At 70.7% G+C, this 15,150-nt stretch carries 14 protein-coding genes; 5 read left to right on the top strand and 9 right to left on the bottom strand.

The annotated features are described in order from the left end of the window. Positions 1-66 precede the first annotated feature (66 nt). The 3 genes from AC07DF_RS05305 to AC07DF_RS05295 all read left to right on the top strand — a co-directional run bounded on the left by AC07DF_RS05305 (position 67) and on the right by AC07DF_RS05295 (position 4,039). Complete coding sequence (locus tag AC07DF_RS05305) at positions 67-1,434, top strand: L-serine ammonia-lyase (protein WP_478967068.1); 1,368 nt, start codon at positions 67-69, stop codon at positions 1,432-1,434. A 505-nt stretch (positions 1,435-1,939) separates the two neighbouring features. Then, positions 1,940-3,352: an MFS transporter gene (locus tag AC07DF_RS05300; protein ID WP_478967067.1), complete on the top strand. Its 1,413-nt coding sequence runs from the start codon at positions 1,940-1,942 to the stop codon at positions 3,350-3,352. Positions 3,353-3,481: 129 nt separating this feature from the next. Further along, positions 3,482-4,039 carry a glycoside hydrolase family 25 protein gene (locus tag AC07DF_RS05295; protein ID WP_478967066.1) on the top strand — a complete coding sequence of 186 codons (558 nt, stop codon included), beginning with the start codon at positions 3,482-3,484 and terminating at the stop codon, positions 4,037-4,039. 1 nt (position 4,040) lies between these two features. Here AC07DF_RS05295 and AC07DF_RS05290 read toward each other — a convergent pair whose 3' ends face one another. Then, on the bottom strand, positions 4,041-4,727 hold the full coding sequence (locus tag AC07DF_RS05290) for an NADPH-dependent F420 reductase (RefSeq protein ID WP_478967601.1): 687 nt from the start codon (positions 4,725-4,727) through the stop codon (positions 4,041-4,043). Between the two features lie 53 nt (positions 4,728-4,780). Continuing rightward, a complete protein-coding gene (locus tag AC07DF_RS05285) occupies positions 4,781-5,473 on the bottom strand; it encodes a FadR/GntR family transcriptional regulator (protein WP_478967065.1) in 693 nt (230 codons plus the stop codon). Between the two features lie 208 nt (positions 5,474-5,681). Here AC07DF_RS05285 and AC07DF_RS05280 point away from each other — a divergent pair, with 208 nt between their 5' ends. After that, positions 5,682-7,391, top strand: coding sequence for a 2-isopropylmalate synthase (locus AC07DF_RS05280; RefSeq protein ID WP_478967064.1), 1,710 nt, complete (start codon positions 5,682-5,684; stop codon positions 7,389-7,391). Continuing rightward, positions 7,388-8,179: an ABC transporter ATP-binding protein gene (locus AC07DF_RS05275; protein ID WP_478967062.1), complete on the top strand. Its 792-nt coding sequence runs from the start codon at positions 7,388-7,390 to the stop codon at positions 8,177-8,179. The genes AC07DF_RS05280 and AC07DF_RS05275 overlap by 4 nt, the downstream gene beginning before the upstream one ends. Before the next feature lie 47 nt (positions 8,180-8,226). Here the strand turns inward: AC07DF_RS05275 and AC07DF_RS05270 are convergent, their stop codons facing one another. The 7 genes from AC07DF_RS05270 to AC07DF_RS05240 all read right to left on the bottom strand — a co-directional run bounded on the left by AC07DF_RS05270 (position 8,227) and on the right by AC07DF_RS05240 (position 15,029). Further along, the gene (locus AC07DF_RS05270; protein WP_391102399.1) at positions 8,227-8,439 is read right to left on the bottom strand and encodes an EF-hand domain-containing protein; all 213 of its coding nucleotides are present in this window, start codon (positions 8,437-8,439) and stop codon (positions 8,227-8,229) included. A gap of 56 nt (positions 8,440-8,495) precedes the next feature. Beyond that, positions 8,496-9,410, bottom strand: a complete 915-nt coding sequence (locus AC07DF_RS05265; RefSeq protein WP_478967059.1) for a MerR family transcriptional regulator — start codon at positions 9,408-9,410, stop codon at positions 8,496-8,498. 57 nt (positions 9,411-9,467) lie between these two features. Beyond that, positions 9,468-10,646 carry a YncE family protein gene (locus tag AC07DF_RS05260; RefSeq protein WP_478967057.1) on the bottom strand — a complete coding sequence of 393 codons (1,179 nt, stop codon included), beginning with the start codon at positions 10,644-10,646 and terminating at the stop codon, positions 9,468-9,470. 111 nt (positions 10,647-10,757) lie between these two features. Further along, entirely contained in the window at positions 10,758-11,261 is a 504-nt protein-coding gene (locus tag AC07DF_RS05255) for an ATP-binding protein (RefSeq protein WP_469420667.1), read from the bottom strand. 288 nt (positions 11,262-11,549) lie between these two features. Next, on the bottom strand, positions 11,550-12,317 hold the full coding sequence (locus AC07DF_RS05250; protein WP_478967055.1) for an enoyl-CoA hydratase/isomerase family protein: 768 nt from the start codon (positions 12,315-12,317) through the stop codon (positions 11,550-11,552). Between the two features lie 79 nt (positions 12,318-12,396). Beyond that, complete coding sequence (locus AC07DF_RS05245; protein ID WP_478967053.1) at positions 12,397-13,629, bottom strand: L,D-transpeptidase; 1,233 nt, start codon at positions 13,627-13,629, stop codon at positions 12,397-12,399. A 155-nt stretch (positions 13,630-13,784) separates the two neighbouring features. Continuing rightward, entirely contained in the window at positions 13,785-15,029 is a 1,245-nt protein-coding gene (locus AC07DF_RS05240) for a L,D-transpeptidase (RefSeq protein WP_478967051.1), read from the bottom strand. Positions 15,030-15,150 lie beyond the last annotated feature (121 nt).

Here is a 15,150-nt window from a genome sequence, read left to right as displayed (position 1 = left end):
TGGCGGCACCGGCGAGCACGGCGCCCGCCCGCTCACGCACCACCCCGTAGTCAGTCAGGAGTTCCCGTGGCCATCTCGGTCTTCGACCTGTTCTCGATCGGCATCGGCCCGTCCAGCTCCCACACGGTCGGCCCGATGCGCGCGGCCGGCCTGTTCGCCCGGCGGCTGCGCAACGAAGAGCTGCTGGAGTCGGTCGGCTCGGTCCGTGCGGAGCTGTACGGCTCGCTCGGCGCCACCGGCCACGGCCACGGCACACCCAAGGCGGTCCTGCTCGGCCTGGAGGGCGACTCGCCGCGCTCCGTCGACGTGGAGAAGGCCGACGACCGGGTGGCCGCGATCAAAACCGACGGCCGGCTGAAGCTGCTGGGCGAGCACGAGATCGCGTTCTCCTTCGACGACGACATGGTCCTGCACCGCCGCAAGGCCCTTCCGTACCACGCGAACGGCATGACCCTGTGGGCGTACGACGCCTCGGGCGCGGAGCTGCTGACCAAGACCTACTACTCGGTCGGCGGCGGCTTCGTCGTCGACGAGGAAGCCGTCGGCGCGGACCGCATCAAACTCGACGACACCGCCCTGAAGTACCCCTTCCGCACGGGCGACGAGCTGCTGCGCCTGGCCGAGGAGACGGGCCTGTCCATCTCGGCGCTGATGCTGGAGAACGAGCGCGCCTGGCGCACCGAGGAGGAGATCCGGGCCGGCCTGCTGGAGATCTGGCGGGTGATGGAGTCGTGCGTGGCGCGCGGCATGTCCCGCGAGGGCATCCTGCCGGGCGGTCTCAAGGTGCGCCGCCGCGCCGCGAACACCGCGCGCAAGCTCCGCTCCGAGGGCGACCCGAAGGCCCTCGCGATGGAGTGGATCACCCTCTACGCGATGGCGGTCAACGAGGAGAACGCGGCCGGCGGCCGGGTCGTCACCGCCCCCACCAACGGCGCGGCCGGAATCATCCCCGCGGTCCTGCACTACTACGTCAACTTCGTGCCCGGCGCCGACGAGGAGGGCGTGGTCCGCTTCCTGCTCGCCGCGGGCGCGATCGGCATGCTGTTCAAGGAGAACGCCTCCATCTCCGGTGCCGAGGTCGGCTGCCAGGGCGAGGTGGGCTCCGCCTGCTCGATGGCCGCGGGCGCCCTGGCCGAGGTCCTCGGCGGCTCGCCCGAGCAGGTCGAGAACGCCGCCGAGATCGGCATGGAACACAACCTCGGCCTCACCTGCGACCCGGTCGGCGGCCTCGTCCAGATCCCGTGCATCGAACGCAACGGCATGGCCGCGGTCAAGGCCGTCACCGCCGCCCGCATGGCCATGCGCGGCGACGGCTCCCACAAGGTGTCCCTGGACAAGGTCATCAAGACGATGAAGGACACCGGGGCCGACATGTCGGTGAAGTACAAGGAGACGGCCCGGGGCGGGCTGGCGGTGAACATCATCGAGTGCTGAGGGGGCCTCTGCCCCCCTATTCAGAGGCGCTTGGCAGTGCGGTGGGAGACGGGACTCCTGCCGTTGTGCACGCCGAACCCGGTTCGTTCTCCACGGCCAGTTCCACGACGGTGACCACGGGCCTCTGCCCAGCAATTCCGCGGTCACCGTGACATCGGGGCCCTGCCGCTCGATGCCGACCAGGCCCTGGGCGGGCTTTCCGTGGGGGAAGACCCGGGCGATCTCCCCGTCGTCCACCACACCGTCGGACGCCGCCCGGACGAGGCTCTCCCAGCACCAGCGCCACCAGGCAACCGTTCAACAGGCAACCTCGGGTCGTTCCGTCGTCCACCTGCCCTGGTCTCCACATGGCCTGAGCATGACAGGCCGTAGGTACGCCAGGGGGCACCGTTCCAAGCCGTTACTCGCCGGCCTCTGCTGTCTCAATTCTCGAGACGGAAATACCGGAATCAGAGATGACTGACATCGTTGCAGTAGCCATGTTTCACACGTGAAAGACCGAGCGATGCCCGCCCCAGTCACTGGTTCAGCCCCGACGCCCGTCAACCCGCGGTCCCGTGTCCTCGTCGCCAGCCTCATGGGCACGACGATCGAGTTCTACGACTTCTACATCTACGCGACCGCCGCGGTGCTCGTCTTCCCCCAGCTCTTCTTCCCCAGCAGCGACCCGACCACCGCACTGCTGTCGTCCTTCGCGGTCTTCGGCGCCGCGATGGTGGCCCGCCCGATCGGCGCCGTCGTCTTCGGGCACCTCGGTGACCGGCTCGGCCGCAAGAAGACACTCGTCGTCTCGCTCCTGACCATGGGCATCGCCACGTTCCTCATCGGCGTACTGCCCACCTACGCCCAAGCCGGCTGGGTGGCCACCGCTCTGCTCGTGCTGATGCGGCTCGCGCAGGGCTTCGCGCTCGGCGGCGAGTGGAGCGGCGCCGCCCTGGTCGCGACCGAGAACGCCCCCAGCGGCAAGCGCGCCCTGTACGGCACCTTCCCGCAGCTGGGCGCCCCGCTCGGCTTCATCATCGGCAACGGCCTGTTCCTGGTCATCGGCGCGCTGCTGCCGTCCGCGGCGGGCGCCGACCCCTCGCAGCCCTCGGAGGCCTTCGTCAGCTGGGGCTGGCGCGTCCCGTTCCTGTTCTCCGCCGTGATGGTCGCGATCGGCCTGTGGGTGCGCTCCCGGCTCGTCGAGTCGGCGGTCTTCGCCAAGACCCGCGAGTCCGGCGGGGTGCGGCGGCTGCCGCTCGTCACCGTGGTGCGCAGCCACGGCAAGCAGCTGGTCCTGGGCACCTTCATCATGCTGGCGACCTACGTGCTCTTCTACCTGATGACCACCTTCTCGCTCAGCTACGGACGCGCGGCCGAGGACGCCGCCGTGCCCGGACTCGGGTACGACTACACCACGTTCGTGCTCATGATGATCTTCGGTGTGCTGTTCTTCGCCGCGTTCACGCTGGTCTCAGGGCCGCTCGCGGACCGGTACGGGCGGCGCGCCACCCTGATCTGGATCACCGCCGCGATCGTGGTCTTCGGACTGGTCTGGGTGCCGCTGATCGAGCTGGGCACCCTCGGCGTGGTGCTGTGGCTCGTACTCGGCTTCACCCTGATGGGCATGACGTTCGGCCCGATGGGCGCGCTGCTGCCCGAGCTCTTCCCGACGAGCGTGCGCTACACCGGATCCGGCATCGCGTACAACGTCAGCTCGATCCTCGGGGCCGCGGTCGCCCCGTTCATCGCCGTGGCGCTGTGGGAGGCCGGGGACGGCTCGCCGTGGCTGGTCGGCGTCTACCTCTCGGCGATGGCGGTGCTGACGCTGATCGCGCTTCTGCTCGGCAAGGAGACCAAGCACGTCTCCCTGGACGACCGCGAAGCCGCCTCCGCCGACGACGCGCCCCGCGCCGAGGCCGCCTCCCCCGCCTCCTGAAGCCGACCGGCGTTCACCACCGCCGGGCCGCGAGCCTCCTCGCGCCCGGCGTACGGCCGCCCTCGCGGGGCATAACAACAACCCCCGGCCCAAAGGAACTTCAGCCCCACCCGCACCAGAGGGAGCCCCATGCTGCGCGGCATCGACGTGAGCGCCTACCAGTCCTCCTCCTACGACACCGACGGCCTCTCCTTCGTCTTCGTCAAGGCGACCGAGGGGCGGTCCTACGTCAACCCCAAACTGACCGCCCAGACGAAGCGGGCGCGTGACGCCGGGCTGGTCGTCGGCTTCTACCACTTCCTGTGGCCCGGCAACCTGTCCGCCCAGGCCGAGTACTTCGTCGGCAAGGCCCCGGAGCGGGCGGGCGACATCCTCGCCGTCGACTGGGAGACGACCAGCAACGGAACGCACGCGAGCAACGCGGAGAAGGACCTGTTCATCCGGAAGCTGAAGGACCTGCGGCCGAACAACCAGGTGGTGCTCTACTGCAACCGGAACTTTTGGCTCAACATAGACACGACGTCCTACGCGGGGGACGCCCTGTGGATCGCCGACTACGTCTCCGCGGGCAAGCCCCGCATCAAGGCGAAGTGGCGCTTCCACCAGTACACCGACAACCCGCTGGACAAGAACGTGGCCGACTTCGAGAGCAAGGCCGCGCTGCGGAGATGGGCCGAGGACGCCTGACCTATCCGCTGAACTCAGGGGTGCGCTCCGGTGATGCCTCTGCCAGGGCCTTCGTGACGGCCTCGGCGCCGGCGCGGAGGCCGTAGACCGGGGTGGCGGGCTGCTGGCGCCAGGAGTCGTCGATGCCGCCGGCGTCCACCGTGTCGAAGCCGAGGGCGTCGATGAGGTCCCGTATCTTGCGCTTGGCCGGCTCGCTGTCGCCTGCCACCGGGAGGGCCATGCGGTCGGGGTCGCCGGGCGGGAGCGGGCGGTCCAGGATGTCCTGGGCGTAGGTGCCGTTGAAGGCCTTGACGACCGCGTGGCCGATCTGGCGCTCCGTCCAGCGGCTCTCGGTGAGGCCGTCGTCCTCGATCCCGGCGATCCTGCCGTCCCGCTCCCTGGGGTAGTAGTTGCCGGTGTCGATGACCGCGACGCCGTCCGCCGCCGTGTCGAGGAGACCGGACGGCAGGTCCGGGACCGCCTTCAGCGGGATGGTGATCACGACGATCTCGGCGCCCTGCGGCGCCTCCTCGACCGTCACGGGCGTCGCGCCGGTCTCCTCCGCGAGGGCCGTGAGGGTGTGCGGGCCCCGGGAGTTGGCGACGGACACGTCATGGCCGAGGGCGGTGAGCCGCCGGGTCAGGTTGCCGCCGATGTTGCCCGCTCCGATGATGCCGATCTTCATGTCTCGCCTCGCCCTTCCGGAGATGAACCGCGCTCGTGGAGTCTTGTTGACCACGGTCAACCTCCGGAGCGGGTGGGCTATTCCGGCTTCGGAGCGGGCGCGAACGGGTCCTCCAGTTCCCCGCGCAGCACCTCCGCCGCCCCCTCCTCGTCCCCGTCCGCCACCGCCCGGACGAGTTCCTCGTGGGCCTCGTCGCCGGTGTTCGGGTCGTGGCCGCGCAGGCCCGTCAGGGACAGGAGCTCGATCAGGCCCTCGCGCAGGACGGGGGTGAACTCGGTGAACAGGTCCGCGAGCACCGGGTTGCGGGCGGCGGCGACCACGGTGGCGTGGAAGGCGATGTCCGCGTCGACGAAGGCCGCGTCGTCGGCGGTGGCGGCGGCGCGGCGGGCCTCCAGCGCCGCCCGCAGCGCCGCGATGTCGTCGGCGGTGCGGCGGCGCGCGGCCAGCCGCGCCGCGTGGACCTCGACGGCCATACGGACCTCGTAGACGTCGGTCACGGCGGCCCGGCGCAGCCGCGTGGGCCAGTCCTCGACCGGCTCGGTCGCCAGGACGAAGACGCCGGCGCCCTGGCGCGGCCGCACCAGCCCGGCCCCGGCCAGGGCGCGCAGCGCCTCGCGGACGGTCGAGCGGCCGACGCCCAGTTCCTTCGCCAGGGTCGTCTCGCCGGGCAGCTTGGTGCCGACGGGCCAGTGGCCGCCGGTGATCTGCTCGCGCAGCCGGGCGGCGGCCTGCTCGACGAGAGGGCTGGGGCGGACGGCGCCGAGCGGCATGTGCTTCACCAACTTGTCTGAGGAGTGGAAGGATTCTACCGAGGTTCCACTTGTCTGAGGAGCTGAGGAGTGGCTAGCGTACGGCGCATGACGTTCCGCGGTCTCCTTCTTCTCGGCTGCCGCGGCGGGGCCTGACGCGACCGGCACCCCGCCGCGGGGCGCCGTGCTGCCGGTCACCGTCCGACCGAGCCGAAGGCCACAGCCGACGATGACCACCACCCCTGCCCCGGCCTGGAACCCCCAGCGCCCGGGCCCCATGCCCTTCCACCGCTACCGCCCCTTCCAGGACCGTGTGCACGTCCCCGCCGCCGGCCGCGACTGGCCCGCCGCCAGGATCGAGCGCGCTCCCCTCTGGGTCCCCGTCGACCTGCGCGACGGCAACCAGGCCCTCGCCGAGCCGATGGACACGTCCCGCAAGCGCCGCTTCTTCGACCTGCTGACCGGCATGGGCTTCAAGGAGATCGAGGTCGGCTACCCCTCGGCCAGCCGCACCGACTTCGACTTCGTACGGCACCTGGCGACCGGCGACGCCGTCCCGGACGACGTCACGCCCGTCGTGTTCACCCCGGCCCGCCGGGACCTCATCGACCGCACCTTCGAGGCGATCGAGGGGATGCCGAGGGCGGTCGTGCATCTGTACATCGCGACCTCGCCGGTGTGGCGGGACGTCGTCCTCGGGCGGGACCGGGCGGAGGTGCGGCGGACCGTGCGGGAGGCCGCCGAGCACATGGCCCGCCGAGCGGACCGGGCCCCGTACGTCCGCTTCCAGTTCTCGCCGGAGACCTTCAACCTGACCGAGCCCGACTTCGTCCTGGAACTGTGCGACGGGCTGACCGAACTGTGGGACGCGAGCCCGGACCGGCCGGTGACCCACAACCTCCCGGCGACCGTGGAGATCGCGACGCCGAACGTCTACGCCGACCAGATCGAGTACGCGCACCGCCATCTCTCCCGGCGCGACAGCGTGATCCTCTCCGTGCACCCGCACAACGACCGCGGCACCGGCGTCGCCTGCGCCGAACTGGCCGTCCTGGCCGGTGCCCAGCGCGTCGAGGGCTGTCTGTTCGGCAACGGTGAGCGCACCGGCAACGTCGACCTGGTGACCCTCGCGCTGAACCTGTACGCCCAGGGCGTCGACCCGATGATCGACTTCCGAGACATCGACACGGTCAGGGAGACGGTCGAGCACTGCAACCGCCTGCCCGTGCACCCGCGCCATCCCTACGCCGGGGAGCTCGTCCACACCGCCTTCTCGGGCACCCACCAGGACGCGATCAGCAAGGGCCTGGCCCGGCACGCCGAGCGGGCGCGGGAACTGGGCGTGCCGGAGCGGCAGGCGCCCTGGTCGATGCCGTACCTGCCGGTCGACCCGGCCGACGTGGGCCGCTCCTACGAGGCGGTGATCCGCGTGAACTCGCAGTCGGGCAAGGGCGGCGTGGCCTATCTGCTGCGCGCCCACCACGGCGTCGACCTCCCCGCGCGCATGCGGCCGGACTTCTCCCGGGCCGTGCAGGAGGCGACGGACGGCAGCGGCCGGGAGATGGCGGCGAAGGAGCTGTACGAGCTATTCCGTTCGACGTACGTCGTGGAGGACGGGGAGGTGGCGCTGGAGGCCTGGTCCGTGCACCCGGACGAGTCCGGCCGGCGCTTCGTGTGCACGCTGCGGACCGGTGAGCGCACCGGCGACTACGAGGGCACCGGCAGCGGCCCGGTCTCCGCGTTCGTCGACGCGCTGGCCGGCGCGGGAGTCGATGTGGAGGTGCTCGACTTCCAGGAGCAGGCCGGTGAGGACGGTGCGAACGCCTTCGCCGAGTGCCGGGTCGGCGGTACGACGTGCTGGGGCGCGGGCCAGGACTTTTCGGCCCTGGCCGCGTCCGTCCGGGCGGTGCTGTCCGCGGTGAACAGGGCGCTGCGGTGACGGCGGTCGTCCTGCGCGCCGAGGACGCCCACGTCGTACGCGATGGTCGGCCGATCCTCCAGGAGGTGTTTCTCACGGTCCGGGCCGGTGAGCACTGGGCGCTGCTCGGGGCCAACGGCGCGGGCAAGTCCACCCTGCTCGGCCTGCTCGGCGCGCGCGTCCACCCCACCCGGGGCACCGTGGAGGTGCTGGGCCACCGGCTGGGCCGGGTCGATCTGCGGGAGCTGCGCGCGTACATCGGGCATGTCGACCCGCGGCATCCGCTCGGCTCGCCGCTGCGGGTACGGGACGTCGTCCTGACCGGTCTGACCAACTCCGTGGAGCCCCTGCCCCGGTGGCGTCCGACGCCGGGGCAGGAGGAGCGGGCGGAGCGGCTGATCCGGACGCTGGGGCTGGCGGAGCACCGTGAGGCACGCTGGCCCACCCTCTCCCAGGGCCAGCGCGGCCGGACCCTGATCGCCCGGGCCCTCATGCCCGAGCCCCGGCTGCTCCTCCTGGACGAACCCGCCACCGGCCTGGATCTGCCCGGCCGGGAGCGGCTGATCGGGGCGCTGGAGGAGCTGCGCCGGGACCATCCGCGGCTGGCGACGGTCCTGGTCACCCACCATCCGGAGGAGCTTCCGCCGCACACCACGCACGCCCTGCTGCTGCGCGAGGGCCGTCCGCTGGCCGACGGCCCGGTGTCCGAGGTGCTGACCGCCGACCGGCTCGGCACGTGCTTCGACCTGCCGCTGGCCCTGGAACGGCGGGACGGCCGCTGGAGCGTGCGCACGGCACGCCGGGCATGACGAGGGGCCCGGTCCGACCGAGGTCGGGTCCGGGCCCCTTCCGTCCCCTACTTGTTCAGGTAGGCCCAGAACTCGTCGAAGCTCAGCTTCTTGTCGCCGTCGAGGTCGCGGGTCTTGATGACGACCTCGGCGACCGACTCGGTGACGTTCCAGTCACCCGATCCGGCCAGGGCGGCCTTGAACTCGGCAGCGGTGATGAATCCGTCGCCGTCCGTATCGATCCGCTCGAACTGCTTGCGTGCTTCCTCGATGTCCGCCACCGGTCCGCCCCTACTCTCGTGCTCTCGTGTTCTGCGTCGTGCTGACGCAGGTCAGATTAACCGGCCGTCCGTGCCTCCAGCGCGGCGACCACCCAGGCGAACTCCTCGTCGTAGGCCGGCTGGGGCCCGAGGCCGTTGACGACGGCCTGGAGTTCGCGGTAGCGGGCGACCCGTGCGTTGGAGGCGGCCGTGAGGCGTTCGAGCACGGCGGACCGGTCGGCGTCGCCGAGCAGGTCCCTCAGGACGTCGCCGGCCTCCGGTGCCTCGGGGGCGATGCCGCGCTGGCGTGCCTCGGTGGCGAGCTGGACGAGCCGGCTCATGAACCACAGGGACGAACCGGCCGGAACGTCCGGCCCCCGGTCGGCCGCGTTGAACTCGATCATCTGCCGCATCTGCGCGCGGAAGCCGGGGTCCTGGATCAGCTCGGCGAGCTCCACCCAGGCGTCCACCTGCTCGGGCGTGGGGTCGTCGGGCAGTTCGGCGGCCGCGAAACGCAGCCTGCCGCGGATGTCCGGGTCGGCGGTGTCGATCCCCTCGAAGATCTCCGCCATGAAGTCCTCGACGATCCGCCGGCGTTCGGCCGCCGAGAGCCGTGCCAGTCTGTTCATGAGTGTCATCTCCTCCACGCTGGAACCCCGCCTCGCGACCGTCGACAGCACCGCACGGGTCACCTTGAGCGACCGGATCTGCGCGTCCAGCGCGACCACGTGCGCCGCGGCGACCCGCGCGACCGTGGTCTCGCCGGCCAGGACCCGGCGGACGTCCGCCAGGCCGAGGCCGAGTTCGCGCAGGGTGCGGATCAGCTCCAGGCGGGCCACGGACGCGGCGTCGTACAGCCGGTAGCCGCCCGCGGACCGGGCCAGCGGGGGCAGCACGCCCTCGTCGGACCAGTAGCGGATGGTGCGCACGGTCAGTCCGGTGACCCGGGCCAGTTCCCCGATGGTGAGCAGTCCGGTGCCGTCGTCGGTCATGTCCGCGAGTCTGGGCCCTCCAGTGGGTGGAGACTCAACTCTCGCGCTCCCCCGCGGTCACCGGAAGATGCCCGTGTGACCGAGGGAGTAGCGGCCGGGCTGCGGGTAGACCGCGAGGCCGTGCGGGCCGCTGCCGACGGGGATGCGGGCGAGCTGGGCGCCGGTGCGGGTGTCGATGGCGTAGACCTCGGCGTCGTAGCGGCCGGAGAGCCACAGGACCTTGCCGTCGGCGGAGACGCCGCCCATGTCGGGGCTGCCGCCGTCGGGCAGTTCCCACTTCTTGGTGAGCTTGTCGCGGGTGAAGTCGAAGACCGAGATGGTGCCTTCGCCTCGGTTGGAGACGTACATCTCGCGGGAGTCGCGGCCGACGTAGAGGCCGTGACAGCCCTTGCCGGTGGGCAGCAGGGTGGGCTCGGTGAACTTGTCGCCGTCCAGGACCCACATCCCGTGGGCCATCATGTCGGCGATGTAGAACCTCTTGCCGTCCGGTGAGACCTTCACGTCCTGCGGCATGGCGCCCTCGAACGGCAGTCTCTGCTGCCCCACGACCTTCATCTTCTCGGTGTCGACCTTGAGCAGCTCGCCGCTGAACTCGCAGGAGACGATGAAGTAGCGGCCGTCGAGGGAGAAGTCGGCGTGGTTGACGCCATAGCAGGAGACCGGGACCGTCTTCTTCCGGTCCATGGTGTGCGGGTCGCGGAAGACCAGCTCGCGGTCGAGGGAGGCCATCACGACGGCGTACTTGCCGTTGGGCGTGAAGTAGAGGTTGTAGGGGTCGTGGACCTCGACCTCCTTGCCGGCCTTGCCGGTTTCAGGGTCGATCGGGGTGAGGGTGTGGCCGCGGTTGTTGTTGACCCAGAGCGTCTTGAGGTCCCAGGAGGGTACGACGTGCTGGGGCTGCCGGCCCACGGGGATCGTCTCGATGATCTCGTACGTCTTCGGGTCGATGACGGAGACGGTGTCGGACTCGGTGTTGGGGACGTAGACCCGGGACGGGAAGCCCTTGACCACGGGTGACAGCTTGTTCGGGCGGTCGGCCGCGTACACGTCCTTCGGGTCGAGGACGGGCGGCATGCCCGGCAGGCCCTGGACGGTCTTCTTCTCGGGCGGGGCGGGCACGGCGGCCTTGGTGGGGCGTGTCCCGGAGGTCCGCTCCTCGCCCTGGGTGCCGCAGGCGGCGAGAACGGCGAGGGCGGCGCCCGCGACAAGGGCGCGCTTGACGAAGTGGCGGTGCATTGGACCATTTAAGGGGCGCCCCACCAGGAAACCGGTGATTCGCCCGATCGACGTCCAGGTGAGTCGTCGCAGGTCACACCCACGGTCGAGCCCCCGCCCCGCCTGCGGCCGTCAGCGGTCGGCGACCCGCATCTCGAACCATGTCGTCTTGCCCCGGGGCAGCAGATCGACCCCCCAGCGGTCGGCCAGCTTGTCGACGAGGAAGAGGCCCCGGCCGCTGACGTCCATCTCCTGGACCGGCATCAGACAGGGCAGCCCGCGGGAGGGGTCGCGGACCTCGACGCGGATCCAGCCGCGGCGCCGGTGCAGACGCAGCCCGAAGACGCGGGCGCCGGTGTGGCGTACGGCGTTGCCGACCAGTTCGGAGACGAGCAGGACCGCCTCCTCGGTGATCTTGGGGGTGAGTCCCCAGTGGCGCAGGACCACGACCTGGGTGAGCCGTCTGGCGGTGGCCGCGGACTCGGGGCGGGACGGGAGTGGGACCTCTGCCTCCGTCGGGTTGCCGTACAACTCCAGCGCCTTCAGCGCGCGTTCGTCCTCGACGGTCGGCGACCAGCGCGCCGCGGCCGCATGTGCGTGTCCCCGCGGCTGTTCCATACCCTCCAGCCCCGCCATGCCCCCCATCATGGCCGTCCGGGGGGCCCGACGGGGCCGTTCCCGGGGAATAGACCCCCCGGAATGGGCCCGGAACCGGCAGTCGGACGGCATATGCCGACGGCACTTCGGAGTCCTCCACAGCCCACTTGACCTGCGGATACGGCACGTTTCGGGGCAAGCGGCGAAGCTCCCCGGCCGGACACGCTTAAGGCTGCCTTAAGGCTGCCATAAACCGCTCCGTCGAGGGACCCCGGATCAGACGCCGTGTCAATTGCAAGCCCCTGGAGGGGTGTTCAGAGGAATGGTTCAGAGGAACTTCGCCTTGCCCGGCCCCTCCTCCACGAAGCTGCGCATGCCGCGCTCGCGGTCCTCGGTGGCGAACAGGCCCGCGAACCAGTTGCGTTCGATCGTCAGGCCGGTCTCGATGTCCGTCTCCAGACCGGCGTCGATGGCCTCCTTGGCGGCGCGCAGCGCGAGTGCCGGGCCCTGGGCCAGCTTGGCGGCCCAGGCGTGCGCCTGCGCGTACACCTCGTCGGCGGGCACGACCCGGTCCACCAGGCCGATCTCCCGCGCCTCGTCGGCCTTCACCATCCGGCCGGTGAAGATCAGGTCCTTGGCCTTGGAGGGACCGACCAGGCGGGCCAGGCGCTGGGTGCCGCCCGCGCCGGGGATCAGGCCGAGCAGGATCTCGGGCTGGCCGAGCTTGGCGTTCTCACCGGCGATGCGGTAGTCCGCGCACAGCGCGAGTTCGCAGCCGCCGCCGAGCGCGTAGCCCGTCACGGCCGCGACGACCGGCTTGGGGATACGGGCCACCGCCGTGAAGGAGTCCTGCAGGGCGCGGGCGCGCAGGACCATAGCGGCGTGGTCCATCGCCTGCATCTCCTTGATGTCCGCGCCGGCCGCGAACACCTTCTCGCCGCCGTAGACCACCACGGCCCGCACGTCGTCGCGGCGCGTGGCCTCCTCGGCGAGTTCCTTCAGCCGGTCCTGCGTGGCGATGTCCAGCGCGTTCATGGGCGGGCGGTCGAGACGCAGCGTGCCGACGCCTTCAGCGACTTCGAGAGTGACGGTCATGTGCAGCAGGTTAACCAGGACTAACGCCGAAGGCCCCGGTGCTGTCCGTCACACCGGGGCCCTTGTCGTCAGCTCGGAGCTACTTCTTCCACTTCTCCCACGACATGTTCCAGCCGTTGAGCCCGTTGTCCGGGTCGACGACGCGGTCCTCGGAGTTCTTGACGACCACCACGTCGCCGATCATCGAGTGGTTGAAGAACCAGGCCGCCGGCACCTTCTTGTCCCAGCCGCCGCGCACGTCACGCAGACCGATGCAGCCGTGGCTGGCGTTGTACTCGCCGAAGGCGCCGCCCGCCCAGTAGTTGCCGTGCAGGAAGGTGCCGGAGGTGGTGAGGCGGATGGCGTGCGGGACGTCCTTGATGTCGTACTCGCCGCCGTAGCCGACGGTCTCGCCGTTCATCCGGGTCACGGGGAGCATCTCGCTGACGACCATCTGGCCGTTCCAGGTCTCCATTCCGGGCTTGCCGGTGGTGACCGGGATGGTCTTGAACAGCTTGCCGTCGCGCATGACCTTCATCGTGAGCTTCTTGGCGTCGACGACGGAGACCTGGTTGCGGCCGATGGTGAAGTCGACCGTCTTGTCCTGCTCGCCGTAGACACCGGAGCGCCCCTCGACGCCGTCGAGGTTCAGGTCGACGGTCACCTTGGTGCCGGTCTTCCAGTACTTCTCGGGCCGGAAGTCGAGCCGGTCGTTGCCGAACCAGTGGCCCTCGACGTCCACGGCCGGCTCCGTCTTGATGCGGATGGCCTTCTCGACGTCCTCCGGGTTGGTGATGCCCCGGTCGAAGCGGATGGAGAACGGCATCCCGACGCCGACCTTCGAGCCGTCCTCGGGGGTGAAGGTGCCGGTGAAGGTGTTCTTGGGCGTCAGCGTGGTGAAGTCGGCGTCCTCGGCGGCCGTACGGCCCTCGGAGTCCTTGGCGACCGCGTGGACCGTGTACTTGGTGGCGGCGGCCAGATGGATGGACGGCGTCCAGGTGGCGCCGTCATCGGATATCTCGCCGTCGACCTTCTTGCCCTTGGCGTCCTTGACCTCGACCTCGGTCAGCTTGCCCTTGGCCGCAGTGACCTTCAGCTTCCCGCTGGTGTCGACGGACTTGGCTCCGTCCTTGGGGGTGATGCTCACCACGGCCTCGGACTGCTTGCTCTGCGCGCTGTCCGAGCCCTTGCCGGTGCCGTCGCCCCCGCCGGCACCGGCTCCGCTCTCCCCGCCGCCACACGCCGTGACGGCGAGGAGCAGCGAGCCGAGTATCAGCGCGAGCAGTCCGTGCCTGCCCCCAACCGACGCCCCCGATATCGGTCGCCCGTTCAAGTCGTTCTCCCCTCCCCGGGCCTGGTCAGGCCCGCAACCCCTGCGCGTCCCCCGCGCACCGGCGCATAGTAACCACAAGGCGCCGGGCACCGGCGGCCCGCGAATGTCACTGTTCCGTCCCAACGGCAGCGCCGGGTCGATCCGCCCCTGTCCGACTACTTCACCGCACTGCCCGCTTTCCATGCGTTCCAGGTCATGTTCCAGCCTCCGAGGCCGTTGTCGGGAGAGACCTCTTTGTCCTTGCTGTTGACGACCTCGACGACGTCCCCGACCAGACTGCGGTCGAAGAACCAGCCGGCCGGGGTGTCCGAGCCGCCGCCCTTCACATCGCGCAGTCCGATACAGCCGTGACTGACGTTGCTCCGTCCGAAGACGGTGTGGTCCGCCCAGTAGTTGCCGTGCAGGAAGGTGCCGGAGTCGGTCAGGCGCATGGCGTGCGGGACGTCCGGGATGTCGTACTCGCCCTTGCCGTCGCGCTTCTTGAAGCCGACCGTGGCTCCGTTCATGCGGGTGACGTCGAGCATCTCGGTCACCACCATCTTCCCGTTGTACGTGGTCGTCTCGGGGGCGCCGGCCGTGACCGGCACGGTGGCGAGGGTCTCGCCGTCGCGCCGGACCTCCATGGTGTGCCGGGCGGCGTCGACCACGGAGACCTGGCCGCGGCCGACGGTGAAGGAGAACGTCTTGTGCTGCAGGCCGTAGACGCCGGGCGCGCCCTCGACATCGCGCAGGCGCAGGTCGACGGTGACCTGGGTGCCGGGTTTCCAGTAGTCCTCGGGACGGAAGTCGAGGCGGCTGCGGCCGAACCAGTGCGGGCGGATCTCGACGGCCGGGCGGGAGGTGACCCGCACCGCGCGTTCGACGACGGCACGGTCGGCGATCTCCCGGTTGAACTCCAGGGAGACGATCATGCCGGTGCCGACCGTGGCACGGTTCTCCGGGGCGACGTAGCCGATGAAGCGTTCCTCGGGGACGTACGTCGTGAAGGTGGTGTGCCGGGCCGAGCGGTGACCGTCGCCGTCCACGGCCACCGCGTCGACCGTGTACTTCGCGGCGAGCGCCAGCCGCTTCTCCTTCGGCGCCCAGCTCAGGCCGTCGGCCGAGACCCGCCCGGGCACCGGGGACTCCTGCGCGTCCTGGGACCTGGTGACCTTCACCGACTCCAGCCTGCCGTCGGGCACGCGCACCCGCAGCGTCCTTCCGGGGCGCACGCCCCTGCTGCCGTCCTCGGGCGACACCTTGATGACGTCCTCGGGCGCCGGGGGCGCGCCGAACGCCCCGGCGATCCCGCCCGCGTCGTCCGAGGTACAGCCCGTGGCCCCGGCCAGGAGCCCTGCCCATGTCACTACGGCGGCCAGCGCGGCCCTCGCGCGCCGCGCGCGCCCTTGTACGTGCCTCACGGGGTACCCAACGACCGGCCGCGTCCCCGGGAAACGACCATGCCCGCCCCCGGGGAAACGTGAGTGCGACCCATGCTCTGGGCAGAACAGTGTGGAGGACGACGCGCAGGGGAGCCCCGGC

The organism is Streptomyces sp. NPDC044719 (assembly GCF_056433405.1).
Note: the sequence above shows the minus strand (reverse complement) of the source record. Positions and strands in the feature narration are given on the sequence as shown.